The sequence below is a fragment of the Streptomyces sp. NPDC008092 genome (assembly GCF_042957285.1).
In the GTDB taxonomy this organism is placed as follows: Bacteria; Actinomycetota; Actinomycetes; order Streptomycetales; family Streptomycetaceae; genus Streptomyces.
This window is the reverse complement of record NZ_JBIBHY010000003.1, coordinates 766,688-792,337: the sequence shown is the minus strand read 5'-3', so window position 1 is coordinate 792,337 and position 25,650 is coordinate 766,688. Positions and strand designations below refer to the sequence as shown.

The window sequence follows — 25,650 nt, the reverse complement described above, 5'->3', positions numbered from 1 at the left end:
CACGGTCCGCGACGACGGGAAAGTGAACTCCGTGTTACTCGCGCCCCGATATGGGTGATTTACGCCTCATGGGCGGGGTGGGGTCATCCACCGTGACGACGGGGTTATCCAGCGTGGCGGCGGCGGTGGGGGTCGTATGCCGTGTTGACGTCCGCCGTCACGAAGACGTCACCCGCCGTAGCGGCGGTGCCGGGCCGCGTAGTCGCGCATGGCGCGCAGGAAGTCGACCTTGCGGAACGCGGGCCAGAAGACCTCGCAGAAGTAGTACTCGGCGTGGGCGGTCTGCCAGAGCATGAATCCGGACAGCCGCTGCTCGCCGCTGGTGCGGATCACCAGGTCCGGGTCGGGCTGGTCGCCGGTATAGAGGTGACGGCCGATCGCGTCCACGGTGACGGAGTCGGCGAGGTCCTCCATCGCGACACCCTTGTCGTGGGCGTCCAGGATCATCGAGCGGACGGCGTCGGCGATCTCCTGGCGGCCGCCGTAGCCGATGGCGACGTTCACCAGTATTCCGTCGACGTGCGCGGTGGCCTCCTCGGCCTCCTTCAGCGCGGTCTGCATCGGGGAGGGCAGCAGGTCGGGCGTGCCGACGTGGTGGACGCGCCAGCGGCCGTCGGCGGCGAGGGTGCGGACGACGTCCTCGATGATGCCGAGGAGCGGGACCAGTTCCTCCTTGGCGCGGTCGAAGTTGTCGGTCGACAGCAGCCAGAGGGTGACGACCTCGACGTCGGTCTCGGAGCACCAGCCGAGGAACTCCTCGATCTTCTCCGCGCCGGCGCGGTGACCGTGCACCGTGCTGGAGCCCGCGGCCTTCGCCCAGCGCCGATTGCCGTCCATGATGACGCCGATGTGCTTGGGCACCTGAGCGTGGTCCAGGTGGCCTTCCACCCGGCGTGCGTAGAGCCTGACGAGCAGGCCGCGCAGCTTGTCGCGCAGGTTCACTTGAAGTCCGCCCCTCGTGATTCGGATGCGGGAGTCCGCGTGGAGTCGGAGTGGAGTCCGCGTGGAGTCCGCGTGCTTGGGGATGCGGGAGTCCGCGGGCCGAAGCCTACCCCGCGGGGAGTTGAGGAGGATGCGGCAGGGAGGGCGCCCCGTGCGGCGGGGGTTCCGGTCGCCGTGCGGCCGCGGGCCGGTTGTGGCTGGTCGCGCAGACCTTCGCGGCCCTTCGCGGGCGCGGCCCCGGGGCCGATTGAAAAGTGGGTGAAAAAACGGGCCGGTCCGTGGGGGGGAGACGGACCGGCCCGAGGGGGGGCTTCCACCATAACCCTTCGTAAGTGATGCTGCGTGCATCAGCGCGCATCAACTACTCTCCGGAGTCGTCCGGCGACGCCCCGGTGGGCCCGAAACGCTGGATTCGAGGGTCCCGCATGGCCGATTCACAGCGGAATCCCAGGAAAAGTAGCCGCTTACGGGGAGATCAAGAGGGTTTGAGCCGTCTTGTGGATGCCTCGGCGAGTTGTTCACCCGTCCCCCCGACGGGCTACCCCGGGTGCGAACGACGGCTTGACGGGAGCGAGTGGGGCGATACGGCACCGCGCAGCCCCCTCCTCTGCGCGGTACCGCCCGCGCAGCTTTGCTCACGCGAATTGCCTTGGTCTGAACTTACGTGACCCAATCGGGTGATACGAAGCGAATGAGGTAACGATGTGAGAACGCTGTGAAAATGAGAGATGAACAAACGGGTGCCACCTTCACCTATGCACAGATCCATGACCTATGGAGCGAGTTGGCGCCATAGATCGTCAATGCCCCACAATGCACCACCCTGATCGTTTCGCTCTCCTCCCGGTCGCGGCGCCGTCCGCGAGCCCGGACGGCGGTTCTTGGCCATTCTTCGCCGCCTGGCATTCCAAGGCCGGTGGATCACGGCCGCGGCGCCGGTCTACGGGCGTCGAAGAGGTGCCGCGAGCTGTGCGCGACGAAGGACCCCTCCGTCTCGATCCGCTCGTGCAGGGCGCGGAGTTGGGGCTCGTACGCCTCGACCGTGAAGCCCGGGACCATCCACACGACCTTCCGCAGGAAGTGCACGACGGCCGCGATGTCGTGGAACTCCATCCGCAGCCGCTCCGCCCGCAGACCGACGACCTCCAGCCCGGCCGCCTCCGCCGCCGCGCGCTCGCCGTCGGGGTGCCGGCCCGCCCGGCCGGCCTCCGACTGCGGGCCGAGGAAGAACTCGACGAGCTCGAAGACGCTGGCGGGCCCGACGTGCTGGGCGAAGTACGTGCCGCCCGGCCGCAGCACACGCGCGATCTCGGCCCAGTCGGCCCGCACCGGGTGCCTGCTGAGCACCAGGTCGAAGGTCTCGTCGGCGAACGGCAGCGGAGCGTCCTCGGGCGAGGCGACGACCACCGCACCGCGCGCGCCCAGCAGCGCGCTCGCCTTCGGGACGTTCGGCGGCCAGCCCTCGGTGGCGGCGAGCAGCCGGGGCCGGTCCGGGGCCGCCGTGCCGAGGGCGAAGTCGAACACCTCGCCGCCGCCGGTCTGGATGTCGAGCGCCGCCGTGGCCCGGGCCAGCCGCCCGCCGGCCGCACGGGCGTATCCCCAGGAGGGGCGCGCCTCGGTGGCCCGCCCCTCGAACCAGGAGAAGTCCCACCCCTCGGTCGGCACGGCGTCGCCCTCGGCGACCAGGTCCTCGAAGGTGCGGTGCGTCCGCTGCGCTGCCATGGCCGCAGCATCGCAGCGCACTGTCGGTGCCCGCTGCTAATTTCTCCCGCCATGACGACCGACAGCACGTACACCGCCGGCGAGAAGGACATCCTGCACGCGAGCCTGGACCGGCACCGGGACGCGGTCCTGTGGAAACTGCAGGGCCTGGACGACGAACAGCTGCGGCGCCCGATGACGCCGTCGGGGACGAACCTGCTGGGGCTGGTGAAGCATCTGGCATCGGTGGAGTACGGCTGGTTCGTCTCGGCCTTCGGCGGCGAGGTCGAGCCGCTGTGGTTCGACCCCTACACCGACGACGACCTGTCCGTCGGCCCGGGCGAGACCACCCGGCAGATCACCGACTTCTACGGCCGTGCGCGCGCCGCGGCCGACGCGGTGATCGCCGGACACCCGCTGGACGCGCCGGGCCGCCCCGACTGGCGGGACCATTCGGTCTCGCTGCGCTGGGTCCTCGTCCACATGATCGAGGAGACGGCGCGGCACGCCGGGCACATGGACATCGTGCGGGAGCTGATCGACGGGGCGACGGGCGACCATCCGCCCGTCACGGGTACGGCGTGACGGGGCCGTGGGCGGCGCGTCGCGAGGGCGTCAAGGTGCCCCCGTGGCGCGGTCGCGCAGGACCAGCAGCACGTACCCCTCGTCCACGGGGTGCGCCGCGTCCTCGTACGGCACGAAGCCGTTCTTCTCCAGCAGCCGTACGGAGGCGGTGTTCTCGGCGAAGGGGTCGGCGAACAGGGGCCGTACGGTCTCCTCCCGGAGGAAGAGCGCGAGGGCACGGCTGCCGACGCCTCTCCCCCAGTAGGCCCGCCCGAGCCAGTAGCCGGTGAACCGGCGCTCGCCGTCCCACCAGGCGACGATGTTCCCCGCGACCTCCCCGTCCACGACGACGGTCCGCACCAGCCCGCTGGGATCCCCGAGCACCCGCTCCCTCCAGTGCCGCAGAAAGGCCTCCCGCGGCCGAGGCGTGAACCTCGACCGCCGGACGGCCTCCGCGTCATGCTCGTACGCGAGGAAGGTTTCCAGATCGTCGTCCTGTACGGACCTCAGCCGAACGTCGTTGGTCGTCATACCGGCGAGTGTGGCACCCGCCACTGACAACGCCGGGCGCCCGGCACCGGGGCCCGCCGGCCCGACTCGGGGTGCGTTGCCGGCCGGACAAGCCCTAGGGCACCAGCGGCCGGACCTCCTCCGCGGTGAACCGCACGAACCCCTCGGGGTCGGTTTCGTCCGCCGTCGGCTGGAGGACGACGGTGTCGGCGCCGGCCTCCACGAGCCGCTGCACGGCCTTGGCGACGGCGCCCGCGTCGCCGGCGACACCGAGGCCGGGGACGGACTCCAGCCCCTCCGCGGCGAGTTCGGCACGGAGCCGGGCGGGGGCGTCGGCCCCGGTGGCGGTCAGCAGGTACACGACGACCCGGTGCGGCTCCGCCACGCCGCGTCCCGCGGCCAGCCGCCCCTCCTCGACGAGCCGCAGGGCCCGGCGCACCCCGTCGGGCGAGGTGGCGGCGGTGAGCACGGTCCCGTCGGCGGCGGCACCGGACAGGCGGAGGGTACGGGGACCTTCGGCGCCGGCGAGAATCTCGACGGGGCCGGCGGGCGGCCAGTCGAGCGCGACGTCGTCGAGCCGGACGTACCGCCCGTCCACCGTGACCCGTTCCCCGCGCAACAGCGCGCGCAGGGCGTCGAGATGCTCGCGCAACAGGGTCAGCGGGGACTCGGCGCGGGCGCCGACCTGGCCCATCCAGTCCTGCACACCGTGCCCGACGCCGACGATCGCGCGCCCCGGGAACATCCGGTCCAGCGCGGCGACCTCCATCGCGGTGACCGCGACGTTCCGCAAGGGCACCGGCAGCAGCCCGACCCCGACCCGCACCCGCTCCGACCACGCGAGCGCGGCCGCGGCCGCGCTGATCCCACCCTCCCGAAAACAGTCCTCCCACAACCACAACTCCTCAAGCCCCACCCCCTCAGCAACACGAACCACGTCCCGCAGGCGCTCGGGGGGAAGCTGGGGGCGGAAGACTGCGCCGAGTGAGGTCATGGGGGAGGTACTACCCGGGGCCGGGGCCGCGACAACTCCGTCAGCCACCGGATCGTTCACCCGGTCATCGAGTCCGGGTCCGGCAGCCGTACTCCGGCACGGCGGGCGCGTTCGAGGGCGGCCGGACCTGCGCCACGGGGGTCGGCGACGCCCCGCTTGTTCATCGGGCGCTGCTGGACCACGTAGAAGCGACACGGCCCCGGAGCCGCGATGACTGCGGCGAAGCGGGGGTCGCCGGCGAACCACACCTCCCTGATCTGCTTGGCCCTCTCGGTGCTGTAGCCGCGTCCGAGACGCCGCCTCCACCACCTGGACCGAACATGCACCTTCAGGATCATCGGCAGCCTCTCGTCCGGGTGTTCCGGGTTGGGGAAGCTCAGCCAGACGTCCCCGGCGGTAGCTCCTGGGACCTGCCCGATCCCGCTCTCCGGCTCGTCGAACACCTGCCAGGGATAGGTGCGCAGCAACCGTCGTGCGTGGAAGGCCCAGGAGATGTAGGACGGCTGGAGAAACGCCCGGTAGAACGAGTAGAGCAAGGGGCCGAAGAAGAGCCACAGCATCCAGGTCATCGACGAGCTGACGTACCAGGCCAGCAGCCCCAGCCACGCGGCGGGCCACAGGATCTGCCCCAAGATCGCACAGGTGGCCAGCTTTGCCCAGGCGCGACGGGTCGCCGGGTCATCCCAGGCCGTGGGGTGGTGCGTGGGAAGCATGTCAGTCCTCGTCGGTTACGTCGTCGGACAATTCCGGAAGCGGGTCTTCGAAACTGACCGTGCCGGCGATGTCCCGGAGCAGATCGCGGTAGTGCTCGGCGTGCTCGACCGCAGCCGTGGCCAGTGAGAGGATCGCGATGCGTCGGCCGTCGAGGCACGGTACGTATGCCGTGACCTGGAGCAGTCCGTTCGGAGCGCCGAGTCCCAGCTCGGCCGGCTCCCGCAGACGTGTCTGGACGAGCGAGGCCGGACCGCACGGCAGGTCCAGCGTTTCGATGTGCTCGGCCCCTTCGACACCGGCGGCCGCCCGGCCGGCGAGGACACTGCGCGGCGCCCAGTAGGTATCCCGCCGGGCAAGCGTGAAGAGAGACAGTAACGGTCCGCCGCCTCCCTCGTCGTCCGCGTGGAGACCGAGGCAGCAGTGCACCGCGCCCGCCTCCAGAAGCAGTTGGGCCAGTCGGAGCACCGGACCGAGACCGATGAGCGGACCTTCCGCCTGTGCCGCGTCACGCGCTGCCGCCGCCAACTCGTGGAGCGGAAGGGGTACGAATCCCGAGGGCAACGCGAACCAGACATCGGCGTCCTCGCGCCGGGCCGAGTCGTCAATCATGTAAGCGGCGCTCATGACGCTTCTCCCGCACCGCGCAGCAGGAAGTGGAGCGCGCCCGCTGTCGCCGGAACGTCGACGCCCAGGGTTCTCGGTCCGTCCAGGACGTTGGTGACTGTCTTGGCCGTGCCGCTGTCCAGGGCGTCGGCAAGGCTGCTCACGACGCCGTAGACAGCCGTACCGGCCCCCAGGAGCGTCGCAGGTCTGTCGACCTTTTCGACGATCGGCGCCAACCGTCCACCGATCACGCGGGGATGGGACAGAAGGCTCACAGCCCCCTCGGCCGCCGCAGCTTCTGTCCGGATCGAGACGCCGAGTGTCCTGACCGAGGTCCCCGCCCTGGCTCCGGCCTGGGCGATCTTCTGCCCGAGAGTCAATACGCCCTCGGCCTCACCGACCGGTCCAGCTGTGGCGGCAAGGAGTTCGGGGGCCTTCATGGCCCCCTTGGCCACCGCCCCCAACCCCGGCAGCATCCCCAGGAAGTCCCCTGCGACCCCCAGCAGGTTGCCCCAGAAGTCGACGTCCAGTTCGCCCTTGGTGAAGCCGTCCTCCAGCGATGACAGGACTTCCGGGTCGCCGACCCGCAGGCCGAAGGCCGCTCCGCTGAGCAGGCCCGCCGCCAGGAACAGCATCCAGGGGGCGACGGCCGTGAGGCCCAGCAGTGCGATCACGCCCAGCACGGCGGCGCACGCGCTGAGGACGTCGGGGAGGTTGTCGCCCAGCCAGTCGGTGAACCTGTCCCACGCGTTCGGCTCGTGCGGCGCCAGCCGGTACGTGGCGTCGCTGATGTGCCGGGCTCGCCTGCGCGCAGTCTCCTCGTGCTCGCCGGCGAGGGCGCGGGCGCGCTTCAGCACGTCGTCCAGGTCTCCCTGCGCCGCCGTGAGCCTGTTGTTCGCATGGTGCAGGGCCGAGTCGCCCTTGCCTGCGGTCCGCTCGGCCTCGTCCGCGTGCCCCCGGGCCCGCTGCAACGCCTCACGGGCATCCTTGGCCTCGCCGTCGAGCTTCTTCGCGCGCCGCTGGAACTCCTCCAGTTCCATGCCCCAGAGATCTAGTTGCCTCGCCGCCTTGTCGACGGAGTGGGCACCGTTCTTCAGATTGAGCGGCAGCGGGCCGCCCTCCAGCTGCGCACGGAAGGCGACAGCGGCGTCTCCCTCCCAGTAGCTGCCGTTCATCAGCTTCGTGACCTTGGAGTGCGCCCTCTCCATCTCCTTGGCGCAGTCGGACAGCTTGCGGTGGACGTCCCGCACCAGGTCGGAGCTGCCGGGCACCGGGTCGAAGCCGAGATGAGGGTAGGAACTGGCGGCGGTCACCTGCCCCCTCCCCTGCGCCGCGCCTTCTCCAGAGCCTTTTCCAGCGCCAAGTCCACTTCCTGGAAGTCGTCCTTCGCCTTCTTCGTGACGTCCGTGAGCTCCCCGATCTGCTCGGCGATCTCCTTCGCCCCGTAACGCCACTCCTCCTGGAACCGGTCACAGGCCTTGTCCAGGTCGTCCGTACCGAGGCCGTCGGCACCCGGGGCACGCAACGCCTCCTGCAAGGCGGTGAACGACTCCTGCGCCTTCTGCAGATCTCTGAAGAACCTGTCCAGTTCGGAGCCGTCGATCTTCAGCCGGTCAGCCATGTGCACACCTCGCCGAAGGAGCTGGGGACGGCCGGCAGCCGCGCCGCCGAGGCGGTGAGCGCGGCCGAGGGGAGCCGGGCAGGGCGGTTCACTGGGGGACTCCGGATGGGGCTAGAGGTCTCTTGCCCCACTCAACGATCTCCACGGGCTCGGGTGACACAGATTCAGGCTCGGACACTGCCTGACGCCCGCGTTGTGGATACGGTCGGTGCGAGCACCTGCGGTGAAGCCATGGAAGGGGTCGGGTGTGGGGCGCTGGCGGGACGGCCGGGGGACGTTGCTCGTACACGGGGACGGAGGCCGGGAGGCCGTCGTTCCGCTGGAGATCGCCACGTCCTATCGTGCGCGCACCAGGGGGTTGCTGGGGCGTGACGGGCTTGACGGTGCGATCCTGCTCTCCCCCGCCAACGGGATCCACACCTTCCGGATGCGGATGCCGATCGACGTCGCCTACCTGGATCGCCGTCTGAACGTCATCGCCGTGCGCACGATGCCTCCGGGCCGTCTCGGTCTGCCCCGTCTGCGTTCCCGGCATGTGCTGGAGGCGGAGGCCGGGGCGATGGCGGGATGGGGTGTGGAGGTGGGGGCGAGGGTGAGTGTCGAGGAGGCGCGGGCGGGATGACGGGCGTACGGGTGGGGGAACGGTGGCGTACGCGGGCAGCCCGGAGCGAGGAACGGCGGAAGTTCGTTGCCGTGCTCTGGAAGGTCTTCAGGAACCGGTCCGCGGGAACGTGACCTCCACCCGGCGGTTCTTCTTCCTTCCCTCCTCCGTGGAGTTGTCCGCGATCGGGTACTGCTCGCCGTAGCCGCGTACGTCGAAGGTGATGTTCGGGTCGTTCAGGTCCTGGTCCAGGACGCCCTGTACGGCGTTGGCACGTTGGCGGGAGAGGACGTCTCCGTGCGCCGACGTGCCCAGGTTGTCGGTGAAGCCGAAGACGCGGACCTGGGTCGGGTTCTGCTTCCTGATCTCGTCCGCGATCGCCCCGATCCGCGCCTTCGCCGCCTCGCTCAGCTTCGCGCTGTCCTTGCTGAACAGCACCTCGGCCTGGAGGGCGAACGTCACGTCGGCGTTGGTGTCCTCGCGCCGTTCGTCACCGCTCTGGTCCTCCACGACCGACTTGATGTCCAGGACCTTGGGTTCGGCGAGGGTGGCTCCCTCGGGGAGCTTCAGGTCGGGGTCGGTCGGGTCGATCTTCACGGGGGCGGTGGCGGAGGGTTCCGTGCCCGGAGGGGTGCTCGGGTCACCGCCGTCGGCACGGGCGCTCGTCGCGCCGTAGAGGTTCGTGACGAGGAGGAGCGTCGCGGCGCCCAGGGTCAGGGGGAGGCGTGGAGTGGTCACTTCGGCCTCACCCGGAGATCTTGATGGTGCCGCTGGAGAAGGTGGGGAGTTGGAGGGTGACTTCGGTGGTGTCGGCCGGCGGGGCGGGGAACTGCATGAAGACGGGGATGCTCTGACCGGCGTCGATCGAGGACAGATCGGTGGTGGTGAGCGGGCGGCCGTCGGTGTCCCGCAACACGTAGTACCGCTTCTTCCCCTTGGAGTCCACGAGGGTGGCGCCACCGAACGAGGTACCGTGCTGCACGATTTCCGTCTCGTCACCCCGAAGGGCCACGGGGACCACGACCGACTGGGAACCGTCGTTCTTCAGGTTCGCGTTGACGGTGAGGAAGCCGCCCGAGTCCCGGATGGCTGAGGTCACTTGAAGGATCAGGCCGGAAGGGCCGTTGAGTTCGGCGAGGGGTGCCGCAGACTGCCCCTCCTGCGCGCTCGGCTGGGATCCGCCACTCGGGGAGGCGGATGCCGACGCGCCGGGCTTCTTGTCGCCACCGTCGCCGCCACCGCATCCGGCCGCTCCGAGAGCCAGGCCGGCGGTGACAGCCAGTGCGACCATCCCCCTGCGAGCCTTCGCAGTGAACCGAATGCTCATCGCTCCGCTTCCTTCTTCACTCGTCGATTCGCTTGTCAGTCGGCCAGATGGACGTCGAAGAGGTCCTCGGGTCCCGGGAGATCGGTGAGATCGCCGGGGTCCAGCTCCCAGTTCCGGTCCCTGCAGGTGAGTTCGGGCAGGACACTGTCACCGCCGGTGAGCGTGAATGTGCAGAGCGGCTCTATCACGGCCGTGGCGTGTGCCGTCGACTTCATGTTCTCGGTGCCTGGAACGACGGTGTCGCCCACGGTCTTGTTCGTCTCGGCGTCGACCTTGTAGCTCAGTGGCGGTTCGGACGTGCACTGTGCCGTCGCATCGTTCTGGGACGCCAGCTGGGCGGCGCGCCAGCAGGAGTCCGCGACGTCCACGTTGCCGTCGAAGATGTCCTGCCACTTGGTCGGGTCGAGCACGTCCTGCACCCACTGGTCCGCAAGCTCGTCGCGCGTGTTCATGGCCGCGGCGAGGGCCGCCGCGTCCGCCGCCGTCTGGGCGCCATTCCGGTTCACCGCGGCCTGGCCGACCGCAAAGTACGCGAACGCGAGAAAGAGCAGGCCTCCCACTACCGTGATGTAGATAGGGAAGGCCTGCCCAGAGTCGCCATAACGGCGGACGGATGTCACTTGATTTTGTTGATTTGATTCAAAATGCCCGTCAAAATCGCGTTTCCGATGCTGGTACCCGTGACCGCCAGTACGATCACAACCACCACCGCGATGATCCCCAGGTATTCGACCGCGGTCTGCCCCCGGTCGTCGGCACGGCGCTGCATTGCGACAAGCATCCTCAGCATCAGGTTGCTCATGGTGCTCCCCTCCGGGTTCGGTTGCGATCCTCGTAACGTACGACGGAACATACCCATCCGCGGAGGGTCCCAGGACCCAAATCCGGACCCAGTTCACCCGGTTCATCTCAGGCCACCCCCAGCCACTTGGCCGTCGCCTGGGCGCGGGTGGTGGTGTGGAGTTTGGCGAAGATGCGGTTGATGTGGTTCTTGACCGTCTTCTCGCTGATGAAGCAGACGGCGGCGATCTGCTGGTTGGTCATGCCGGACGCGATGAGGTCCATGATCTCCGCCTCTCTGCCGCTCAGTTGAAACCGGGACCGAGATGACTGTCCCACGGATGGTTGCAATTGCGAAAGGTGGTTGGGGGATGATTTATTAGGTAGGGCGCGCAGTTCTGATCGCGCGTGTGCAGTTGCGTTGCCTCTGACGTGGGCCAGCAACGCGTTCGTCGCCGTCGGGGTGAAGTGCGGGCGGCCGCCGCCCACGTCCCGTACCGCCTGTGTCAGCTGCTGGGTCGTGAACTCGCCGTGGACCAGATAGCCCCCGGCGCCCAGCCGTACGGCCTCCTGCACCAGGTCCGTCTCGTCGCTGTACGTCAGCATCATGACCGGGGCGACGCGGACCAGGTGGGGCAGGGCCGCGATGCCGTCCACGCCGGGCATGCGGACGTCCAGGAGGATGACGTCGGGGCGGTGGTGCAGGGCCGCCTCGTAGGCCGCGCGGCCGTCCTCGGCCTCCGCCACCACCGTGAGGTCGCCCGCCGTGGAGAGGACGGCCGTCAGGCCCGCGCGGATCACCGGGTTGTCGTCGGCCACCAGGACGCGCAGTCCCGCAGGCTCGTCGGTCACGCCGCCGGTCATGTCAGTGGCACCTCCACTCGGACCTCCGTGCCCTCGTCGTTGGTCAGCTGGATGCGGGCTCCCACCGCCGCCGCCCGTTCCGTCATGCCGAGCAGGCCGAAGTGGCCGGTGCGGCGCAGGTCTTCGAGAGACGTGTCCGGAGGGAGGCCCCGGCCGTCGTCGTGGATCGTCACCACCAGGTGGGTGGGGGTGGTGGCCGCCCGTACGTCGACTCTCGTCGCCCGCGCGTGGCGGTGTGCGTTCTCCAGGGCTTCCGCCGCGATGCCCAGCAGCTGGCGGGCGGTGGGGGGCGGGAGCGGGACGGGGGCGTCAGGGCCGTCGTACCGGGCGGGGAGGGCCGTGCGCGCGGTGAAGCCGGTTGTCAGTGACTCCAGTTGGGACAGTACGTCGCCCTCCGGGCCGGCGCGCAGGTCCGTCAGGAGTTCGCGGGACTCCGCCGCGGCCCTGCGCGCCGCCCTCGCCAGCAGCTCCGCCTGCTGTCTGATCAGTGCCGGGTCCAGGCGGTCCGGGGGCGCGGCAGCCGACGCGGCGAGGCCGTCGGCGACCAGCGCCACGCCGTACAGCGTCTTGCTCACCGAGTCGTGCATCTCGCGGGCCAGCCGGGCGCGTTCCGCGCCGGCCGCCGCGCTCGCCGCCTCGGTCGCGGCCAGGCGGGCCCGGGTCTCGGTCAGGGCCTCGGTGGCGGTGCCGAAGCGGAGCATCAGGTTGCGCAGGGTCGAGCCCATCGCGCCGGTGATGACACAGAGGCCGGGGAGGAGGAGGGACTCGGCCAGTGCGGAGTGGTGCCGCAGTGTCTCCTGCGCCACCAGGAGGATCAGCGACTGGAGGGAGGCGAAGACCGCCGCTCCGCGCCAGCTGTAGAGGAGGCCGGCGACGAGGGGGGTGCAGACGCTGACGTACGCGAGGGTGGTGTCGGGGCCGGCCGAGATCAGGAGGAGGGAGCCGAAGAGGGTGTCGGCGGCCAGGAGGGTGGGGTGGCGCAGGAGGAGGGGGCCGAAGCGCTGCCAGTCCCGGAAGAGGAGGTACGAGACCATGAACGTGACGACCACGGCCGAGCCGACCAGGCGGGCGCCCAGTCCGGGGCTGGCGTTGAGGAGGGCGGCGGGGGTCGCCACGGCGATCATCGCGAGGCGGAGGCCGAAGACCTGGCGGCACAGTGCCTGGAGGGCGCGGATCTCGACCCTCTCGCCGACGCCGCCGACGCCGCCGACACTGCCGACGCCGACGGCACTGCCGACTTCGCCGGCGTCACCGGTACCTCCGGCGTCACCGGTACCTCCGGTGCCTCCGGCGTCTTCGGCGTCTTCGGCGTCTTCGGGCTTCCTGCCGGCCACGGTCGTCACCTCCGCCTGCTTCCTCGCCTGCTTCCCCGCCTACTTCCCCGTGACCGAACCGAAGTCGACCCCGGAGCCGAGCAGCAGGCCCGCGGCCAGCAGCAGCATCGTCGCCGGGACCATGAACGTGGTGATCATGAGAGTGGCCCTCGGTACCGCCCGGGCCGCCTTGCGGCGGGCGTTCTGGGCGTCGGTGCGGCGCATGTCCTTGGCGAGCGCGACCAGGGTGTCGACGATCGGCGCGCCCAGTTCCTCGCCCTGCTGGAGTGCCGTCACGAACATCGCCACCTGTTCGGAGTCGTTGCGGCGGCGGAGTTCCGCGAAGGCCTGGCGGCGGCTCATGCCCAGGTCCATCTGACGGAGCGTGATGCGGAGTTCGTCGGCCCAGGGGCCCTCGTAGTGCGTGGCCACCCGGTCCAGGGCCTGGCGGAAGCCGAGGCCGGCGCCGACCACCACCGCGAGGACGTCGAGGAAGTCCGGCAGGGTGCGTTCGATGACGTCCTTGCGGAGGCGGATCGCCGACCAGATGCCGACCTCGGTCCAGAACGCGCCGAAGAGGAGGAGCAGGACGGCGACCAGCCACTGGCCGCGGAGGAGGAAGACCAGGAAGCCGGTGCCGCCGAGGACGCCGTAGACGGCGCGGCGGGCCGCGTAGCGGTCGATCGTGAGGCCGCCGGGGTTGCCCGCCAGGTCGATCCTGCGGCGGTACTTGGCCACCTGGCTCGGGCCCATCAGGCGCAGCACGGCGGGCGCGTACCGCATGCCCATGCGGTCGATGAGGGAGTTGGCGGCGCCGGTGCGGGTGGCGCCCACCTCCAGGGCGATCGCGAGGTCGGCGGGGAGCTTGGCGTCGGCGCGGTACATGCGGACGCCCGCGAAGACGCCGTAGACGGCGAGGGCCATGAGGAGGGCCAGGAGGAGTGCCATGTGACATACCACCTCTACCTATACGTCGATGCGGCTGAGGCGGCGGATGAGGACGAACCCGACGACGTACAGCCCGAAGGCGATGACCACCGCCGCCTGGCCGAGGCCGGTGCCGGTCATGCGGGCCAGGGTGCCGTCCTTGACCCCGTTCATCAGGAACAGGGCGCCGACGCCGAGCACCGGGACGGCGTACGACGTCAACGTCACCTGGGAGAGCTGGGTGCGGATCTCCCTGCGGGTCTCCTTGCGCTCCTCCAGGGTCTCGGTGAGGTTGCGCAGGGCGGAGACGACCTGGCCGCCGGCCCGGTTGGAGAGGACGAGGGTGGTGACGAGGACGACCAGCTCGCGGGAGGGGAGCCGGGCGGCGAGTTCGCCGAGCGCGTCGTCCATGGAGTGGCCGATGGCCAACTGGTCGGCGACCTTGGCGAGTTCCTCGCCCGCCGGAGCCTCCAGCTCCTCCGCCGCCATGCCGATCGCGGTGCGCAGGGCGAGGCCCGCGTGGGTGGCGTTGGCCAGGATGCGGGCCAGTTCGGGGAGTTGGGCGATGAACCGCTCGATGCGTTTCTGCCGCTGCCAGTTGAGGAACTGGACGGCGGCGAAGACGCCGAGCAGGCCGGCGATGGGGCCGAAGAAGGGGGCGAGGGCGGCCTGGCCGATGAGCCAGAGGGCGGCGACGGTGGCGAGCATGTAGGCGAGGAACTCGCCCGGGGTCACGTCCAGGCCGGTCGCCGCCAGGCGGAGTTCCAGGCGGCGGCCGACCGTGGTGCCGCGCAGCCCGCGGTCCAGGTTGCGGAACCGGCGCCGGCGGCCGGTGAGCGGGGCCTGGCCGGTGTAGGAGAGGCGGTCCACCAGGGCGGCGCGCTGGGCCCGGCCGGAGGCGTAGGTGTGCAGGCCCACCACGGCCAGGAGACAGGCCAGCAGGGTGATGCCGGTGGTGAGGGTGACGAGGTCGTGGAGGGACATGGGCCGCCTACCGGGCTTCTCGGGTGGTGAGCTGGTCGAAGTGCTGGGCCACGCCGAAGGCCTGCGGGATCGGCTGGCTCGCCATGTAGAGGCGGTCGGCGGTGCGGCGTGGCAGCGGGAAGTACTGGAAGGTGCCGTGGACCCGGCCGTCGTGGGTCATGGGCTGGGCGTCGAAGCGGGCCACGGTCGCCAGCCGGTACGGCTCGCTGCCGTGGCTGTCGAGCATCGCGATCTCGGTGATCCGGCGGGCGCCGTCCGCGAACCGGGTCAGCTGGACGATGACCTCGACCGCGCTGTTGATCTGGTCGTGCAGGGCGACGAAGGGGACCTCGACGTCCGACATGGAGGCCAGGGTCTGGAGCCGGGTCAGGGCGTCCTCGGCGCTGTTGGCGTGGACGGTGGCGAGCGAGCCGTCGTGGCCCGTGGACATGGCCTGCAGCATGTCCAGGGACTCGCCGCCGCGGACCTCGCCGACCACGATCCGGTCGGGCCGCATCCGCAGCGAGTTGCGGACCAGGTCGCGGATGGTGACCTGGCCCTTGCCCTCGACGTTCGACGGGCGGGACTCCAGGCGGACCACGTGCGACTGCTGGAGCTGGAGTTCGGCGGAGTCCTCGATGGTGATGATGCGTTCGTGGGCCGGGATCAGGCCGGAGAGGGCGTTGAGGAGGGTGGTCTTGCCGGTGCCGGTGGCGCCGGAGACGATGATGTTGAACTTCGCCTGCACCAGGCCCGCCAGCAGGAACACCATGTGCTCGTCGAGCGAGCCGAAGCCGATCAGCTCCTGGAGGGTGAAGGAGCGCGGGAAGCGGCGGATGGTGAGGGTGGGGCCGGTCAGGGAGAGCGGCGGGATGATGACGTTGACGCGTTCGCCGGAGGGGAGGCGGGCGTCGACCATCGGGTTCGACTCGTCGACGCGGCGGTTGACGGTGGAGACGATGCGTTCGATGGTCTGCATCAGCTGGTCCGCCGAGACGAAGCGGAGCGGCAGCTGCTCGACGCGGCCGCCGCGTTCGACGAAGATCGCGTCCGGGCCGTTCACCATGATTTCCGTGATCGAGGCGTCTTCGAGGAGCGGTTCCAGGATGCCGAGGCCGAGGGCCTCGTCGACGACGCGGCGGATCAGCTGGGAGCGTTCGACGGTCGACAGGACCGGGCCCTCGCGGCTGATGATGTGGCCGAGGACGCGTTCGAGACGGGCCCGGCGCTCGGCGGCGGCCAGCGCGCTCATCTCCGCGAGGTCGATCTCCTCCAGGAGCTTGGCCCGGTAGGAGGAGACCAGTTGGCCGTCCTCGCCCCGGCTGCCGTGCTCCTCGGGGGAGTTGATGCGTGCCCGCAGGCTCATGGTGGTCCGTGCTCCTCGTTCAGTGGTCGACGGGCATCGTGGCGGACTTGGTGGCGTTGCCGAGGTCCTTCCAGAGGATCTTCGGGATGTGGACCGTGGCGGTGACGGTGACCGAGTCGCCACCGCCGGAGGTCGCGCAGGTCACGCTGAGACTGACCGCGGCGGCGCAGGCGGGGTCGGCCGCCTGCCCCAGCGAGGCGGCGCGGGCCCCCGCCCGGGCCGCCGTCCCGGCCTGCTCGGCGGCGTAGGCGACGGCGCCGAGCTGGATGCCGACGAGTCCGACGATCAGGAGGATCGGGAGGAAGCCGAGGTACTCGATGGCGACCTGGCCGCGGTCGCGGTGCCGGTGGCGTGGCAGGCGGGGGCGCATCTCAGTTCTTCACCTCCTCGACCGTGCCGGCGTGGCCGTGCACGGTGACGGGGAAGTCGATCGAGCCGGGAAACAGGACCGGGACGCGCAGGGAGACGTCCGCGGTCACCATGCCGGTGCCGCCGCAGTTGTCCACCGTGGCCCCCTCCCGCCAGGAGCCGGAGAGGTCCTCCAGGGCGGCGCGCTGACAGACGCCGAAGCGTTCCCCGCGGGGTACGGCCGTGCCCGCCCGTACGCCCTCGTCGGCGGCGTTCCCCGCGAGGGTGAAGGCGTAGCCAACGAGGACGGCCTGCCACATGAGCACCAGGGTGAGGATGATGACGGGGGTCATGCCGAGGAGCTCTATGGAGACCTGTCCGCGGTCAAGTGCGGCGCCGTCGTGGCTGGTCGCGCAGTTCCCCGCGCCCCCAAAGGCAGGGCGCCATGGTGAGCGCCCCTTCAGGGGCGCGGGGAACTGCGCGGCCCGCCCCCACCGGCGCGCACCCGCCCCACGGCCTCTCACGGCAGCTCCTTCCGTCGCCGGAACCCCACCGCCGCCCGCTCCCCGCCCCGGGCCCGGGCCCCGGACCGGCGTGGCGGTGGTGCTCCCTCCCCCGACCGGACCAGCCCCAGCTCCCCGGCCAGCCCCCAGATCGCCTGCTTCACCGTGCTCCGCGAGTCCAGCTCGTGCATCCGGCCCGCGTCCACCGCCCCCTGGAGTTCCTTGAAGTTCGCCGGGATCGGGGTGCCCGCCAGCGCGGTCCCGGTGATGCGCTGGATCAGCGCCGGCTGGATCTCCGTACCCCTCGTATGCCGGTTGACCACCACCGTCGTCTCCTCGGGCTTGCGGATCTGCAGCCGGTCCCACATCCGTACCGTCCGCTTCGCCGCCCGTACGGCGACCACGTCCGGCGTGGTGACCAGCAGGGCGAGGTCCGCGGTCTCGACGGCCGCCGCACCCGCCCCGCCGAGCTGGGCGCCGCAGTCGACGACCACCACCTCGTAGCGGGAGCGCAGGGCGCTGAGGATCTGGCGGGCGGCGCGGTCGGTGACCTCCTCGCCGCGTTCGCCCTCGGCGGGTGCGAGGAGCAGGGCGAGCCCGGAGTCGTGGCGGAAGACGGCCTCGGCCATGACCCGCGGGGAGATGTCGTTGACGGCGGCGAGGTCGGCGACCGAGCGGCGGAACTGGACGTCCAGGTAGGAGGCGACGTCGCCGGTCTGCAGGTCGAGGTCGACGAGGGCGGTGGGGTGGCCGGAGGCCTGCGCTGCGAGGGCGATCTGGACCGCGACGAGGGTCGCGCCGGTGCCGCCCTTCGCGCCGCTGACGGTGACGACGGTGCCGCCGACGCCGGCGAAGACGTCGGCGCCGTGGCCGAGATGGCGTCGTACGCCCGTGGACCACTGGGCGACGGCCTGGACCCGGCCGGCCAGCTCCTCGTAGCTGAGCGGGAGCCCGACCAGGCCGCGGGCGCCGGAGTCCATCGCGGCGGCGAACAGGCCGGGGCTGGTGTCGGTGGTGACGAGGACGACGCCGACGGCGGGGAAGCGCAGGGCCACTTCGCGGATGAGTTCCAGCGCCGGGACGGGACCGATGCGCTCGTGGACGACGACGACCTCGGGGAGTTCGTCGACGGACTCGGCGGCGGCCCGGGCGAGGGTGTCGACGAGCCCGGTGGAGTCCGCGACCGGGGCCAGCGGTTCGGCGTCCGGGAGCTGGCTGAGCAGGGAGACCAGGGAGCGGACGGCGTCCGCGTCACCGACGGCGGGGAGGATCCTGATGGGCATGGAGGGCGCCTCTCACTTGTCCGTCGCGAGTTCGTAGGTGCGGTCCTTGTCCGGCACGCTGGTCGTCGTACCGGGCGCGACCAGGGCGAGCCGGACCCGCTGGGCGAAGGACTCCGCGTAGGTGAGGCGCTGGGCGTCGAGCGTGGACAGCGCGAAGGTGATGGGGACGGCGTCGCTGGGCTGCGAGTTCCGGTTGTCCGGGTCCACGTAGCTGAGCTGGGCTCCGACGTCCAGGACCCGGGCGTTGGTCACGATGATCTTCGACTCGTCGGGGTCGCTCTGCTGCTTGCCCTGGAAGGTGGCGTAGACGTTGACCCGCGAGCCCGGGGTGATCTTGCCGGCCACCCCGGTGGCCGCGTCGATCATGATGGCGACCTCCTGCTCGCCCGGCTTCAGTTCGGGCTGGTCGACGATCATGTCGGTCTGGAGCAGCGAGCCCTTCTTCAGCGCGGTGACCGCGATCTTGCCCTGGATCTGGCTGAGGCTGGTGACCGCGTTGGCGGACAGCCACCGCTTGGGCAGCGAGATCTTCCTGAACTGGCTCGCGCTCAGCGTGGTGTAGGGCGTGACGTCGGACCGGAGTTCGTACGCGGTGACCTTGGGGCCGACCTCGGACTTCGCGTTGTCGATGACCGAGAGCACGCCGGCGAACGCGGCGAGCGCGCAGAGCACCGACAGGATCAGGAGTATCACGCCGCGGCGCTGACGGGAGTTCATGGACCGTGCGACCTCATCGGGGAAGCGGGAAGGTGGGGGAACCGAGCGATGGGGAAACCGAGCGATGGGGGAACCGGGCGGTGGGCGGTACGGACCGGTCCGGGACGTCAGGCGGGCGTCCGCTGTTCCAGCGCGCGGGGCGGCGGCGGGTCGTAGTCGGGCGGGGTGGCGGAGCAGAAGACGCAGCGGTCGCCGATGACGTCGATGCCGCACCAGTGGCAGCTGGTCTGCCGTACCGAGGTGACCAGCTGGTAGAGGACCGACAGGTCGGCGAGGTAGCTGGTGAACTCGATCATCCGGCCGGTGCCCCACCACACGGAGGACTCGGCGGGCAACGGGGTCTCGCGCAGGCCGTGCGCGCCCCAGGCCTTGGCGAGGCCGCCGATCCAGTCGGACTGCAGCTGCCCCCTGGCGACCAGCATCCAGGTGCTGAACTCGGGGCCGCCCAGCACGGCGTCGGGGGCGACCCGGACGAGTTGCGGCTCGGGGTGGGCGACGACGCCGAACTGGGTGCCGGGCATCCAGGACTTGGCGTGCGCCTTGAGGCCGACCGGGACGCGGTCCAGCTTGGCCACGGAGCCGAGGACGGCGCCGGAGTGGATGTAGTGGGTGAGCAGCCGGCCGGCCGACGCGAGCACGCCGGGGCTGAGGTCGCAGGAGGCGAGCTGCCGCAGCTGGCGGGCCAGGACGGCGATCCCGAGCGGTGGCAGGTCGGGGCGGAACAGCGCGATCCGGTCGCTCTCCAGGAGGGAGCGGAGGGTGTGCAGGCGCCGGACCACGGCCTCCGGTACGGCGTCCGAGTACACGACGACCACGTGCCCGTACTGCTCGATGAGGGCCACGAACTCGGCGAGGGTGTGGTCGAGGGGCCGCTGGTCGAGGTCCCGCAGGACGACCGCGGGCATGGTCCGCTCGTCCTGGATGGGCAGCGCCATGTCGGCACTGGTCACCGCAATGGCAGTTGGCACGCGCAGCTCCCCGCTCTTCACACCCGGCGGCCCACCGGCGTTACTCCAATGAGCCGGGACGACTTCATTGCGTGACTTCCTCAGCACTGTAACCACGCGTCTGTGACCGGAGAACAGCGTTTGTGTAGCTGTCTGGGATCCGTGACCACACAAGTGACGTCAAATCGGGACAGGTTGAGCATATGACCGGGGCTTGTTCGGCCCCGCGGGGACTTCCGCCGACCTTTGAATTTGGTCTGGACCTATTGACACGTGAATTGGTCTGGACCACCTTGTTTGTCATGCCCAGACTCATCCCCCGGCTCGTGTCCCGGCATGCCGGACAGCGACGCATCCGCACCTGGTCGGCCGTGGCCACGCTCGCCACGGCACTCGCGATGGCGGGGCTGGCCTCCGCGCCGGCCTCCGCCGCCGACGTCAACAACGCGAAGAACCCCGGCTTCGAGTCGGGCCTGTCCAACTGGACCTGTTCCGCGAGCAGCGGTACGACGGTCTCCTCCCCCGTGCACTCCGGCGCCGCCGCGCTGAAGGCGACCCCGGCCGGGCAGGACTACGCCCAGTGCAGCCAGACGGTGGCGGTCAAGGCCAACTCGACCTACACGCTCAGCGCGTGGGTGCAGGGCTCGTACACCTACCTCGGGGTGACCGGCACCGGCACCACGGACGTGTCGACCTGGACCCCGAACACGGCCTGGACGCAGCTGTCGACGACCTTCACCACCGGCGCCTCGACCACCTCGGTGACGGTCTGGACGCACGGCTGGTACGGCCAGCCCGCCTACTACGCCGACGACTTCTCGGTCTACGGCCCCGACGGCGGAGGCGGCTCCGACCCGGCCCCGACCGTCCCGGCCACCCCCACCGGCCTCGCGGTCTCCGGTACGACGTCGTCCTCCGCGTCCCTGTCCTGGAGCGCGGTGTCGGGCGCGACCGGCTACAACGTCTACCAGAACGGCACCAAGGTCACCGCGGTCACCGGCGCCTCGGCGACGGTCACCGGGCTCGCGGCCTCGACGTCGTACTCCTTCCAGGTCACCGCGACCAACTCGGCCGGTGAGTCCGCGAAGTCGACCGCCGTGACAGCGACGACGACCGCGTCCGGCGGCAACGGCGGCGGTTCGCTGCCCAAGCACGCGGTGACGGGCTACTGGCAGAACTTCAACAACGGCGCCACCGTCCAGAAGATCTCGGACGTGCCGTCCTCGTACGACATCATCGCCGTCGCCTTCGCGGACGCGACCAGCACACCGGGCGCGGTGAGCTTCACCCTCGACTCCGCCGGGCTCGGCGGGTACACGGTCGACCAGTTCAAGGCCGACATCCAGGCCAAGAAGGCGGCCGGCAAGAAGGTCATCATCTCGATCGGCGGCCAGAACGGCACGATCTCGGTGAGCGACTCGGCGTCCGCGACGAACTTCGCCAACTCCGTCTATTCGCTGATGCAGACGTACGGCTTCGACGGCGTCGACATCGACCTGGAGAACGGCATCAACGCCACCTACATGAGCCAGGCGCTGCGCTCCCTGTCGTCGAAGGCGGGCTCCTCGCTCATCATCACGATGGCCCCGCAGACGATCGACATGCAGTCGACGTCCAACGGGTACTTCCAGACGGCCCTGAACATCAAGGACATCCTCACGGTCGTCAACATGCAGTACTACAACAGCGGTTCGATGCTGGGCTGCGACGGCAAGGTGTACAGCCAGGGCTCGGTGGACTTCCTCACCGCGCTGGCCTGCATCCAGCTCCAGGGCGGTCTGTCGCCGTCCCAGGTGGGCCTCGGCCTGCCGGCGTCGACCAGCGCGGCGGGCAGCGGCTACGTCTCGCCGACCGTGGTCAACAACGCCCTCGACTGCCTGACCAAGCTGACCAACTGCGGCTCCTTCAAGCCGTCGACGGCCTACCCCGACCTGCGGGGCGCGATGACCTGGTCGACGAACTGGGACGCGGCGGCCGGCAACGCGTGGTCGTCCTCGGTGGGCGCCCACGTGCACGCCCTGCCGTAACCGGCAGGTGGGTCCCGGCGGCCGGGCAGGCCGCCGGGACCCGGGCGCATCCGCAGGGGTGCACCCCAGCGGATGCGCCGCCGCCGCAGGGTCCGCGGGTACCGGCATGTCGTTCCCGCGCAGTGCGCTCTCACGCGAGCTGCGCGTTCACGCACGCCGCCTGCGCACTCACGCGTACTGGACGCGGATCCTCGCGCCGTCCCCCGCCACCCCGTCCCGGACATCGACGTACGCACACACCTGGCGCGTGAACCACAGCCCCTGCCCCGGCTCCGGCTCCCCGCCGGGCGGCGGCACGAACCCGGCCAGCGGGTCCGCGACCGCCCGGCACAGCCGCAGCTCGCAGACGCAGGCCGGGGCCTCGCCCCAGGCGAGGATCTCGATCACCGGGCCGTGCGCGGCCGCCGCCGCCCCGACGGCCCGGCCGAACAGCCCGGCGTCCACCGCCGCGAGCCCCCGCCCGGCGGCCCAGGCCCCGACCGCCTCCGGCGCGGGCAGCCGGGCCGCGGACTGCGGCGACGGGGGCAGCGGCACGGCGTCCAGCTCCCGCACCAGCACCGGTGGCTGCTCGTACACCCCCGTGCCCGGGTGGGCCCGGCGGGCCGCGTCGACGACGGCGGGGCCCGCCGTGCGGGTGTCGTACGCGCACAGGGCGGTGGTGGCGAAGGGGGCGAACAGCAGGTTGGCGAGGGACTCGTAGCGGATCCACTCGGTGCTCTCGCGTGCCGAACGGCCCGCGCGCCCCGCCCAGTCGGGCTCCATGAGGAGGTGCACCCGGCCACCGGGCCCGGCGTTCGCCGCGAGGTAACCGGCGCCCTGGGCAACGGCGTTGGCGGCCGTACCGGTGTACCAGTCGGCGTGGTCGATGAAGCCGACGTCCCGGGCGTCGGCGCCGAGCGCGTCGCGCAGGGCGGCCAGCAGGCCGGGGGCGGCGATGGCGACGGGCGGAGGCTCGTCCGGGGCGGCGAGGCCCTCGGCGAGGAAGGGCAGGGCGGCGGCGACGAACGCGTCGTCCGAGCCGAACACGGCCATCCGGTGGTCGAACTGCCCGTGGGCCGCGGCGGGGCGCGCCCCCGTACTGGTACTCATCGGGTCTCCTGTGCGTCAGCGCCGGGCGGTCACCCGGGCGGCGGTCCGGCTGCGGTTGCTGAAGCCGGGCGTGCCGAGGGCGCGTCGCGCACGGCCCCCGGCGGAGCGGCGGGCGACGACCGGGCGGCCGGCGAAGCGGGCGGGGGCCGACCGGGACCCGGCAGCGCAGCGGTGGCCGGCCGGGAGGGCGCGTTCGGCGCGGGCCGCGGCGCGGGCGGCGAGCCGGGTCCCACCGCCCCGGCCGACCTCGCCGGGGCCGGTGAACGTGACGCGGCGGGCCTCGGCGGACAGCCCGCGGCCCGCGGCCCGTTCGTCTCTCCGGTCGACGAAGCCGGTCGTCCCGACCGGCAGACGGCAGCCCTCACGCGGCGCCGATCCGCCCATGATCAGCCAGCCCTCCTCTTGGCCGTCCGACCACGGTCCCCCGCCGGACCGGGAGAGCGCACGCGGACGTCACGCGGGCGGGTGCACTTCGGCGGGGGCCACTTGTGGCGGGGGGTACGCGCGTACACTGCGCGGCCGGTTCAGGCGGCCCCTTCGCACGGCCCATTCGCACGGCCGATTCAGGCGGCCGAGTCAACCGGCGATCCGCGCGGCCGATCCGTGCGGCCGATCCGTGCGGCCGATCCGTGCGGCCGATCCGTGCGGCCGATTTTACTGTCTTGACCTGTCCATGCCATTCCCTGGACGATGAGCGGCACTCGCACAGCCATCGCACAGGTACGTAGGTACGTCGCACTGAACCACCCCCACCTCCCCAGGAGACTTCATGCGGCTTCGCATACGCGGCTCCGGTGCCCGCACCGGCAGACGGACCGCCGCACTCGGCGCCCTGCTCGCCCTCACCCTCGCGGCCCCCGTGTCGGCGACGGCGACGCACGCGACCGCCGACAGCGCCCGCCCGGCCGCCCCGTCGGCCGACGACGTCCGGCAGTACGAGATCCACCAGAGCACCACCCCGGTGACCCGCGCCGCGATCCAGCAGACCGGCGTCTCCGTGGACGAGGCCGACGAGGAGACCGTCGTCGTCTCCGGACGGCCCGCGCAGATCGCCGCGCTCAAACGCCTCGGCTACGACGTCACGCCGCTCGGCGCGGCCCCGGACCGGTCGTCCGCGGCCGACCAGCTGCGCCTGTTCGACTTCCCGACGGCCGACTCGAAGTACCACAACTACGCCGAGGCGAACGCCGAGATCGACCAGCGGCTCGCCGCCTACCCGTCGATCATGAGCAAGCAGGTGATCGGCAAGTCGTACCAGGGCCGGGACATCGTCGCGATCAAGGTCAGCGACAACGTGGCGACGGACGAGAACGAGCCCGAGGTCCTCCTCACCTTCCACCAGCACGCGCGCGAGCACCTCACGGTGGAGATGGCGCTGTACCTGCTGCGGGAGCTGGGCGCGGGCTACGGATCGGACTCCCGGGTCACGAACATCGTCAACAGCCGGGAGATCTGGATCGTCCCCGATCTCAACCCCGACGGCGGCGAGTACGACATCGCCACCGGCTCCTACCGGTCGTGGCGCAAGAACCGGCAGCCCAACTCCGGTTCGTCGTACGTCGGTACGGACCTGAACCGGAACTGGAACTACAAGTGGGGCTGCTGCGGCGGTTCTTCGGGCTCCACGTCCTCGGAGACCTACCGGGGCGCGGCCGCCGAGTCGGCGCCGGAGGTGAAGGTGGTCGCCGACTTCGTGCGCAGCCGGGTCGTCGGCGGCAAGCAGCAGATCAAGGCCGGGATCGACTTCCACACGTACAGCGAGCTGGTGCTGTGGCCGTTCGGCTACACGACCGCGGACACGGCCACCGGGATGACCGCGGACGACGCCGCGGCGTTCAAGGCGGTCGGGCAGAAGATGGCGGCGAGCAACGGCTACACGCCGGAGCAGTCGAGCGACCTGTACATCACCGACGGCTCGATCGACGACTATCTGTGGGGCACCCAGAAGATCTTCGACTACACCTTCGAGATGTACCCGACGTCCAGTTCCGGGGGCGGCTTCTACCCGCCCGACGAGGTGATCGAGCGGGAGACCTCACGGAACCGGGACGCGGTGTTCCAGCTCCTGGAGAACGCGGACTGTATGTACCGGTCGATCGGGAAGGAAACGCAGTACTGCAGCTAGCCGGCCGGGACCCGGACGGGTGAGCCGCTCCGGCGGTGGGGCAGCCACCGGGGCCGGAGCGGCTCGGTCGGGGACGGGACAGGGCTACTCCTTGCGGAGGGCCTTGTCCTTGTCCACGGGCTCGTCGCCGGCCTTGTCGCTCACCTTGTCGACGGCTTCGGCCTCGGCTTCGGCTTCGTCCGCGGCCTTGTCCTCGGCTTCCTCGACGTCCTCGGCGTCCTCGACGTCCTTGACGTCCTTGACTTCGTCTTCCGCACCGTCGTCGAAGTACGCGTCGAGGACCTCGTCCAGCTGCTCCTCCCACTCCTTGAAGCGGGAGCGGGACGTCGCCTCGATCTCGATGGGGTACCAGCGGCGCTCCGGGGTGTGGACGGTGATCGTGAAGCGCTTGCCGAAGCGCGGTGCCTCGGTCTCGATCGCGCCGATCTCGTCCCAGCGGAACTCGCACTTCTCCTCGTCGAGGCTGAGGCGCACGCCCTGGTGGTCGGCCACTATCCGGGCGCGCCGGTCGGCGGCCTCGAAGGCGGGGCCCCCGGAGGTCTCCTCGTCGTCCTCGTCGTCAGCGTCGCCGGCGGCGCTGTCGACGGCATCCGCGGCGTCCTGGTCCGCCGTGGCCTCGGCATCGGCCGCGGCCACGGGTTCTGCCGCCGCCTCTGCCGCCACGGCCTCGACGGCCTCCTCGGCCTCCTCCGGCCGGGCGTCCTCCGCCTTCGCGTCCGCGGGCTCGGCGGACGCGGGTGAGGTGAGCCCGGGGATGAAGGCCGGGTCGAATCCGGCGCCCTCCAGGGGCTGGCTGTTGGCTCCTATGCGCTGCTCCACAG

At 71.0% G+C, this 25,650-nt stretch carries 29 protein-coding genes; 4 read left to right on the top strand and 25 right to left on the bottom strand.

Annotated features, from left to right (window positions below):
* Positions 1–168: 168 nt before the first annotated feature.
* Positions 169–942: an isoprenyl transferase gene (locus ACFZB3_RS12935; protein WP_391373912.1), complete on the bottom strand. Its 774-nt coding sequence runs from the start codon at positions 940–942 to the stop codon at positions 169–171.
* Positions 943–1,863: 921 nt separating this feature from the next.
* Entirely contained in the window at positions 1,864–2,664 is an 801-nt protein-coding gene (locus ACFZB3_RS12930) for a methyltransferase domain-containing protein (protein WP_391373909.1), read from the bottom strand.
* Positions 2,665–2,715: 51 nt separating this feature from the next.
* On the opposite strand from ACFZB3_RS12930, the gene ACFZB3_RS12925 reads away from it, so the two are divergent.
* Positions 2,716–3,228 (top strand): DinB family protein, encoded by a 513-nt coding sequence (locus ACFZB3_RS12925; protein ID WP_391373906.1) that lies wholly within the window; start codon positions 2,716–2,718, stop codon positions 3,226–3,228.
* 30 nt (positions 3,229–3,258) lie between these two features.
* Here ACFZB3_RS12925 and ACFZB3_RS12920 read toward each other — a convergent pair whose 3' ends face one another.
* From ACFZB3_RS12920 to ACFZB3_RS12895, 6 genes are all read right to left on the bottom strand, one after another.
* On the bottom strand, positions 3,259–3,738 hold the full coding sequence (locus ACFZB3_RS12920) for a GNAT family N-acetyltransferase (protein WP_391373903.1): 480 nt from the start codon (positions 3,736–3,738) through the stop codon (positions 3,259–3,261).
* A 94-nt stretch (positions 3,739–3,832) separates the two neighbouring features.
* Positions 3,833–4,711 carry an LLM class flavin-dependent oxidoreductase gene (locus tag ACFZB3_RS12915; RefSeq protein WP_391373900.1) on the bottom strand — a complete coding sequence of 293 codons (879 nt, stop codon included), beginning with the start codon at positions 4,709–4,711 and terminating at the stop codon, positions 3,833–3,835.
* A 56-nt stretch (positions 4,712–4,767) separates the two neighbouring features.
* Entirely contained in the window at positions 4,768–5,424 is a 657-nt protein-coding gene (locus ACFZB3_RS12910; protein WP_391373897.1) for a hypothetical protein, read from the bottom strand.
* A gap of 1 nt (position 5,425) precedes the next feature.
* Positions 5,426–6,049, bottom strand: a complete 624-nt coding sequence (locus ACFZB3_RS12905; protein WP_391373894.1) for a hypothetical protein — start codon at positions 6,047–6,049, stop codon at positions 5,426–5,428.
* Complete coding sequence (locus ACFZB3_RS12900; protein WP_391373891.1) at positions 6,046–7,341, bottom strand: hypothetical protein; 1,296 nt, start codon at positions 7,339–7,341, stop codon at positions 6,046–6,048. The genes ACFZB3_RS12905 and ACFZB3_RS12900 overlap by 4 nt, the downstream gene beginning before the upstream one ends.
* Positions 7,338–7,649, bottom strand: coding sequence for a hypothetical protein (locus ACFZB3_RS12895; RefSeq protein ID WP_391373888.1), 312 nt, complete (start codon positions 7,647–7,649; stop codon positions 7,338–7,340). Before ACFZB3_RS12895 ends, ACFZB3_RS12900 begins: the two co-directional genes overlap by 4 nt.
* A gap of 247 nt (positions 7,650–7,896) precedes the next feature.
* On the opposite strand from ACFZB3_RS12895, the gene ACFZB3_RS12890 reads away from it, so the two are divergent.
* Complete coding sequence (locus ACFZB3_RS12890) at positions 7,897–8,271, top strand: DUF192 domain-containing protein (RefSeq protein ID WP_391373885.1); 375 nt, start codon at positions 7,897–7,899, stop codon at positions 8,269–8,271.
* A gap of 87 nt (positions 8,272–8,358) precedes the next feature.
* On the opposite strand, the gene ACFZB3_RS12885 is transcribed toward ACFZB3_RS12890, so the two are convergent.
* The 14 genes from ACFZB3_RS12885 to ACFZB3_RS12820 form a co-directional block, all read right to left on the bottom strand.
* Positions 8,359–8,988, bottom strand: a complete 630-nt coding sequence (locus tag ACFZB3_RS12885) for an OmpA family protein (RefSeq protein ID WP_391373882.1) — start codon at positions 8,986–8,988, stop codon at positions 8,359–8,361.
* A 7-nt stretch (positions 8,989–8,995) separates the two neighbouring features.
* On the bottom strand, positions 8,996–9,577 hold the full coding sequence (locus tag ACFZB3_RS12880; RefSeq protein WP_391373879.1) for a hypothetical protein: 582 nt from the start codon (positions 9,575–9,577) through the stop codon (positions 8,996–8,998).
* 35 nt (positions 9,578–9,612) lie between these two features.
* Positions 9,613–10,197, bottom strand: a complete 585-nt coding sequence (locus ACFZB3_RS12875) for a pilus assembly protein TadG-related protein (RefSeq protein ID WP_391373877.1) — start codon at positions 10,195–10,197, stop codon at positions 9,613–9,615.
* Positions 10,194–10,379: a hypothetical protein gene (locus ACFZB3_RS12870; RefSeq protein WP_391373874.1), complete on the bottom strand. Its 186-nt coding sequence runs from the start codon at positions 10,377–10,379 to the stop codon at positions 10,194–10,196. The genes ACFZB3_RS12875 and ACFZB3_RS12870 overlap by 4 nt, the downstream gene beginning before the upstream one ends.
* Positions 10,380–10,486: 107 nt before the next feature.
* Entirely contained in the window at positions 10,487–11,221 is a 735-nt protein-coding gene (locus ACFZB3_RS12865) for a response regulator (protein ID WP_391373871.1), read from the bottom strand.
* Positions 11,218–12,564 (bottom strand): histidine kinase, encoded by a 1,347-nt coding sequence (locus ACFZB3_RS12860; protein WP_391373868.1) that lies wholly within the window; start codon positions 12,562–12,564, stop codon positions 11,218–11,220. Before ACFZB3_RS12860 ends, ACFZB3_RS12865 begins: the two co-directional genes overlap by 4 nt.
* A 30-nt stretch (positions 12,565–12,594) precedes the next feature.
* Positions 12,595–13,482, bottom strand: coding sequence for a DUF5936 domain-containing protein (locus ACFZB3_RS12855; RefSeq protein WP_391373865.1), 888 nt, complete (start codon positions 13,480–13,482; stop codon positions 12,595–12,597).
* A gap of 18 nt (positions 13,483–13,500) precedes the next feature.
* Positions 13,501–14,445 (bottom strand): type II secretion system F family protein, encoded by a 945-nt coding sequence (locus ACFZB3_RS12850; protein WP_391373862.1) that lies wholly within the window; start codon positions 14,443–14,445, stop codon positions 13,501–13,503.
* Positions 14,446–14,452: 7 nt separating this feature from the next.
* Positions 14,453–15,790, bottom strand: a complete 1,338-nt coding sequence (locus tag ACFZB3_RS12845; RefSeq protein ID WP_391373859.1) for an ATPase, T2SS/T4P/T4SS family — start codon at positions 15,788–15,790, stop codon at positions 14,453–14,455.
* Between the two features lie 19 nt (positions 15,791–15,809).
* Positions 15,810–16,160, bottom strand: a complete 351-nt coding sequence (locus ACFZB3_RS12840; RefSeq protein WP_391373856.1) for a TadE/TadG family type IV pilus assembly protein — start codon at positions 16,158–16,160, stop codon at positions 15,810–15,812.
* 1 nt (position 16,161) lies between these two features.
* Complete coding sequence (locus tag ACFZB3_RS12835) at positions 16,162–16,491, bottom strand: pilus assembly protein (protein WP_391373853.1); 330 nt, start codon at positions 16,489–16,491, stop codon at positions 16,162–16,164.
* Positions 16,492–16,658: 167 nt separating this feature from the next.
* A complete protein-coding gene (locus tag ACFZB3_RS12830) occupies positions 16,659–17,924 on the bottom strand; it encodes a P-loop NTPase (protein WP_391373851.1) in 1,266 nt (421 codons plus the stop codon).
* 12 nt (positions 17,925–17,936) lie between these two features.
* Positions 17,937–18,641: a Flp pilus assembly protein CpaB gene (cpaB, locus tag ACFZB3_RS12825; protein WP_391373848.1), complete on the bottom strand. Its 705-nt coding sequence runs from the start codon at positions 18,639–18,641 to the stop codon at positions 17,937–17,939.
* Between the two features lie 107 nt (positions 18,642–18,748).
* Positions 18,749–19,576, bottom strand: a complete 828-nt coding sequence (locus ACFZB3_RS12820; RefSeq protein ID WP_391374086.1) for a hypothetical protein — start codon at positions 19,574–19,576, stop codon at positions 18,749–18,751.
* A 314-nt stretch (positions 19,577–19,890) separates the two neighbouring features.
* Between ACFZB3_RS12820 and ACFZB3_RS12815 the strand changes: the two genes are divergently transcribed.
* Positions 19,891–21,615: a glycosyl hydrolase family 18 protein gene (locus ACFZB3_RS12815; RefSeq protein WP_391373845.1), complete on the top strand. Its 1,725-nt coding sequence runs from the start codon at positions 19,891–19,893 to the stop codon at positions 21,613–21,615.
* 168 nt (positions 21,616–21,783) lie between these two features.
* Here ACFZB3_RS12815 and ACFZB3_RS12810 read toward each other — a convergent pair whose 3' ends face one another.
* Together ACFZB3_RS12810 and ACFZB3_RS12805 are read right to left on the bottom strand one after the other, a co-directional pair.
* The gene (locus ACFZB3_RS12810) at positions 21,784–22,704 is read right to left on the bottom strand and encodes an MEDS domain-containing protein (RefSeq protein ID WP_391373842.1); all 921 of its coding nucleotides are present in this window, start codon (positions 22,702–22,704) and stop codon (positions 21,784–21,786) included.
* Positions 22,705–22,719: 15 nt separating this feature from the next.
* Positions 22,720–23,088, bottom strand: a complete 369-nt coding sequence (locus tag ACFZB3_RS12805; RefSeq protein ID WP_391373839.1) for a hypothetical protein — start codon at positions 23,086–23,088, stop codon at positions 22,720–22,722.
* A 385-nt stretch (positions 23,089–23,473) separates the two neighbouring features.
* On the opposite strand from ACFZB3_RS12805, the gene ACFZB3_RS12800 reads away from it, so the two are divergent.
* On the top strand, positions 23,474–24,829 hold the full coding sequence (locus ACFZB3_RS12800; protein WP_391373837.1) for a M14 family zinc carboxypeptidase: 1,356 nt from the start codon (positions 23,474–23,476) through the stop codon (positions 24,827–24,829).
* Between the two features lie 84 nt (positions 24,830–24,913).
* On the opposite strand, the gene ACFZB3_RS12795 is transcribed toward ACFZB3_RS12800, so the two are convergent.
* Entirely contained in the window at positions 24,914–25,648 is a 735-nt protein-coding gene (locus ACFZB3_RS12795; RefSeq protein ID WP_391373834.1) for a hypothetical protein, read from the bottom strand.
* Positions 25,649–25,650 lie beyond the last annotated feature (2 nt).

What these genes read in the sequence shown, in the direction of transcription:
- ACFZB3_RS12930 (WP_391373909.1), bottom strand. Translation starts at nt 2,664, where the DNA reads ATGGCAGCGCAGCGGACGCACCGCACCTTCGAGGACCTGGTCGCCGAG.
- ACFZB3_RS12925 (WP_391373906.1), top strand. Translation starts at nt 2,716, where the DNA reads ATGACGACCGACAGCACGTACACCGCCGGCGAGAAGGACATCCTGCAC.
- ACFZB3_RS12920 (WP_391373903.1), bottom strand. Translation starts at nt 3,738, where the DNA reads ATGACGACCAACGACGTTCGGCTGAGGTCCGTACAGGACGACGATCTG.
- ACFZB3_RS12915 (WP_391373900.1), bottom strand. Translation starts at nt 4,711, where the DNA reads ATGACCTCACTCGGCGCAGTCTTCCGCCCCCAGCTTCCCCCCGAGCGC.
- ACFZB3_RS12910 (WP_391373897.1), bottom strand. Translation starts at nt 5,424, where the DNA reads ATGCTTCCCACGCACCACCCCACGGCCTGGGATGACCCGGCGACCCGT.
- ACFZB3_RS12905 (WP_391373894.1), bottom strand. Translation starts at nt 6,049, where the DNA reads ATGAGCGCCGCTTACATGATTGACGACTCGGCCCGGCGCGAGGACGCC.
- ACFZB3_RS12895 (WP_391373888.1), bottom strand. Translation starts at nt 7,649, where the DNA reads ATGGCTGACCGGCTGAAGATCGACGGCTCCGAACTGGACAGGTTCTTC.
- ACFZB3_RS12880 (WP_391373879.1), bottom strand. Translation starts at nt 9,577, where the DNA reads ATGAGCATTCGGTTCACTGCGAAGGCTCGCAGGGGGATGGTCGCACTG.
- ACFZB3_RS12870 (WP_391373874.1), bottom strand. Translation starts at nt 10,379, where the DNA reads ATGAGCAACCTGATGCTGAGGATGCTTGTCGCAATGCAGCGCCGTGCC.
- ACFZB3_RS12865 (WP_391373871.1), bottom strand. Translation starts at nt 11,221, where the DNA reads ATGACCGGCGGCGTGACCGACGAGCCTGCGGGACTGCGCGTCCTGGTG.
- ACFZB3_RS12855 (WP_391373865.1), bottom strand. Translation starts at nt 13,482, where the DNA reads ATGGCACTCCTCCTGGCCCTCCTCATGGCCCTCGCCGTCTACGGCGTC.
- ACFZB3_RS12850 (WP_391373862.1), bottom strand. Translation starts at nt 14,445, where the DNA reads ATGTCCCTCCACGACCTCGTCACCCTCACCACCGGCATCACCCTGCTG.
- ACFZB3_RS12845 (WP_391373859.1), bottom strand. Translation starts at nt 15,790, where the DNA reads ATGAGCCTGCGGGCACGCATCAACTCCCCCGAGGAGCACGGCAGCCGG.
- ACFZB3_RS12840 (WP_391373856.1), bottom strand. Translation starts at nt 16,160, where the DNA reads ATGCGCCCCCGCCTGCCACGCCACCGGCACCGCGACCGCGGCCAGGTC.
- ACFZB3_RS12835 (WP_391373853.1), bottom strand. Translation starts at nt 16,491, where the DNA reads ATGACCCCCGTCATCATCCTCACCCTGGTGCTCATGTGGCAGGCCGTC.
- ACFZB3_RS12830 (WP_391373851.1), bottom strand. Translation starts at nt 17,924, where the DNA reads ATGCCCATCAGGATCCTCCCCGCCGTCGGTGACGCGGACGCCGTCCGC.
- cpaB (WP_391373848.1), bottom strand. Translation starts at nt 18,641, where the DNA reads ATGAACTCCCGTCAGCGCCGCGGCGTGATACTCCTGATCCTGTCGGTG.
- ACFZB3_RS12820 (WP_391374086.1), bottom strand. Translation starts at nt 19,576, where the DNA reads ATGGCGCTGCCCATCCAGGACGAGCGGACCATGCCCGCGGTCGTCCTG.
- ACFZB3_RS12815 (WP_391373845.1), top strand. Translation starts at nt 19,891, where the DNA reads ATGCCCAGACTCATCCCCCGGCTCGTGTCCCGGCATGCCGGACAGCGA.
- ACFZB3_RS12810 (WP_391373842.1), bottom strand. Translation starts at nt 22,704, where the DNA reads ATGAGTACCAGTACGGGGGCGCGCCCCGCCGCGGCCCACGGGCAGTTC.
- ACFZB3_RS12805 (WP_391373839.1), bottom strand. Translation starts at nt 23,088, where the DNA reads ATGGGCGGATCGGCGCCGCGTGAGGGCTGCCGTCTGCCGGTCGGGACG.
- ACFZB3_RS12800 (WP_391373837.1), top strand. Translation starts at nt 23,474, where the DNA reads ATGCGGCTTCGCATACGCGGCTCCGGTGCCCGCACCGGCAGACGGACC.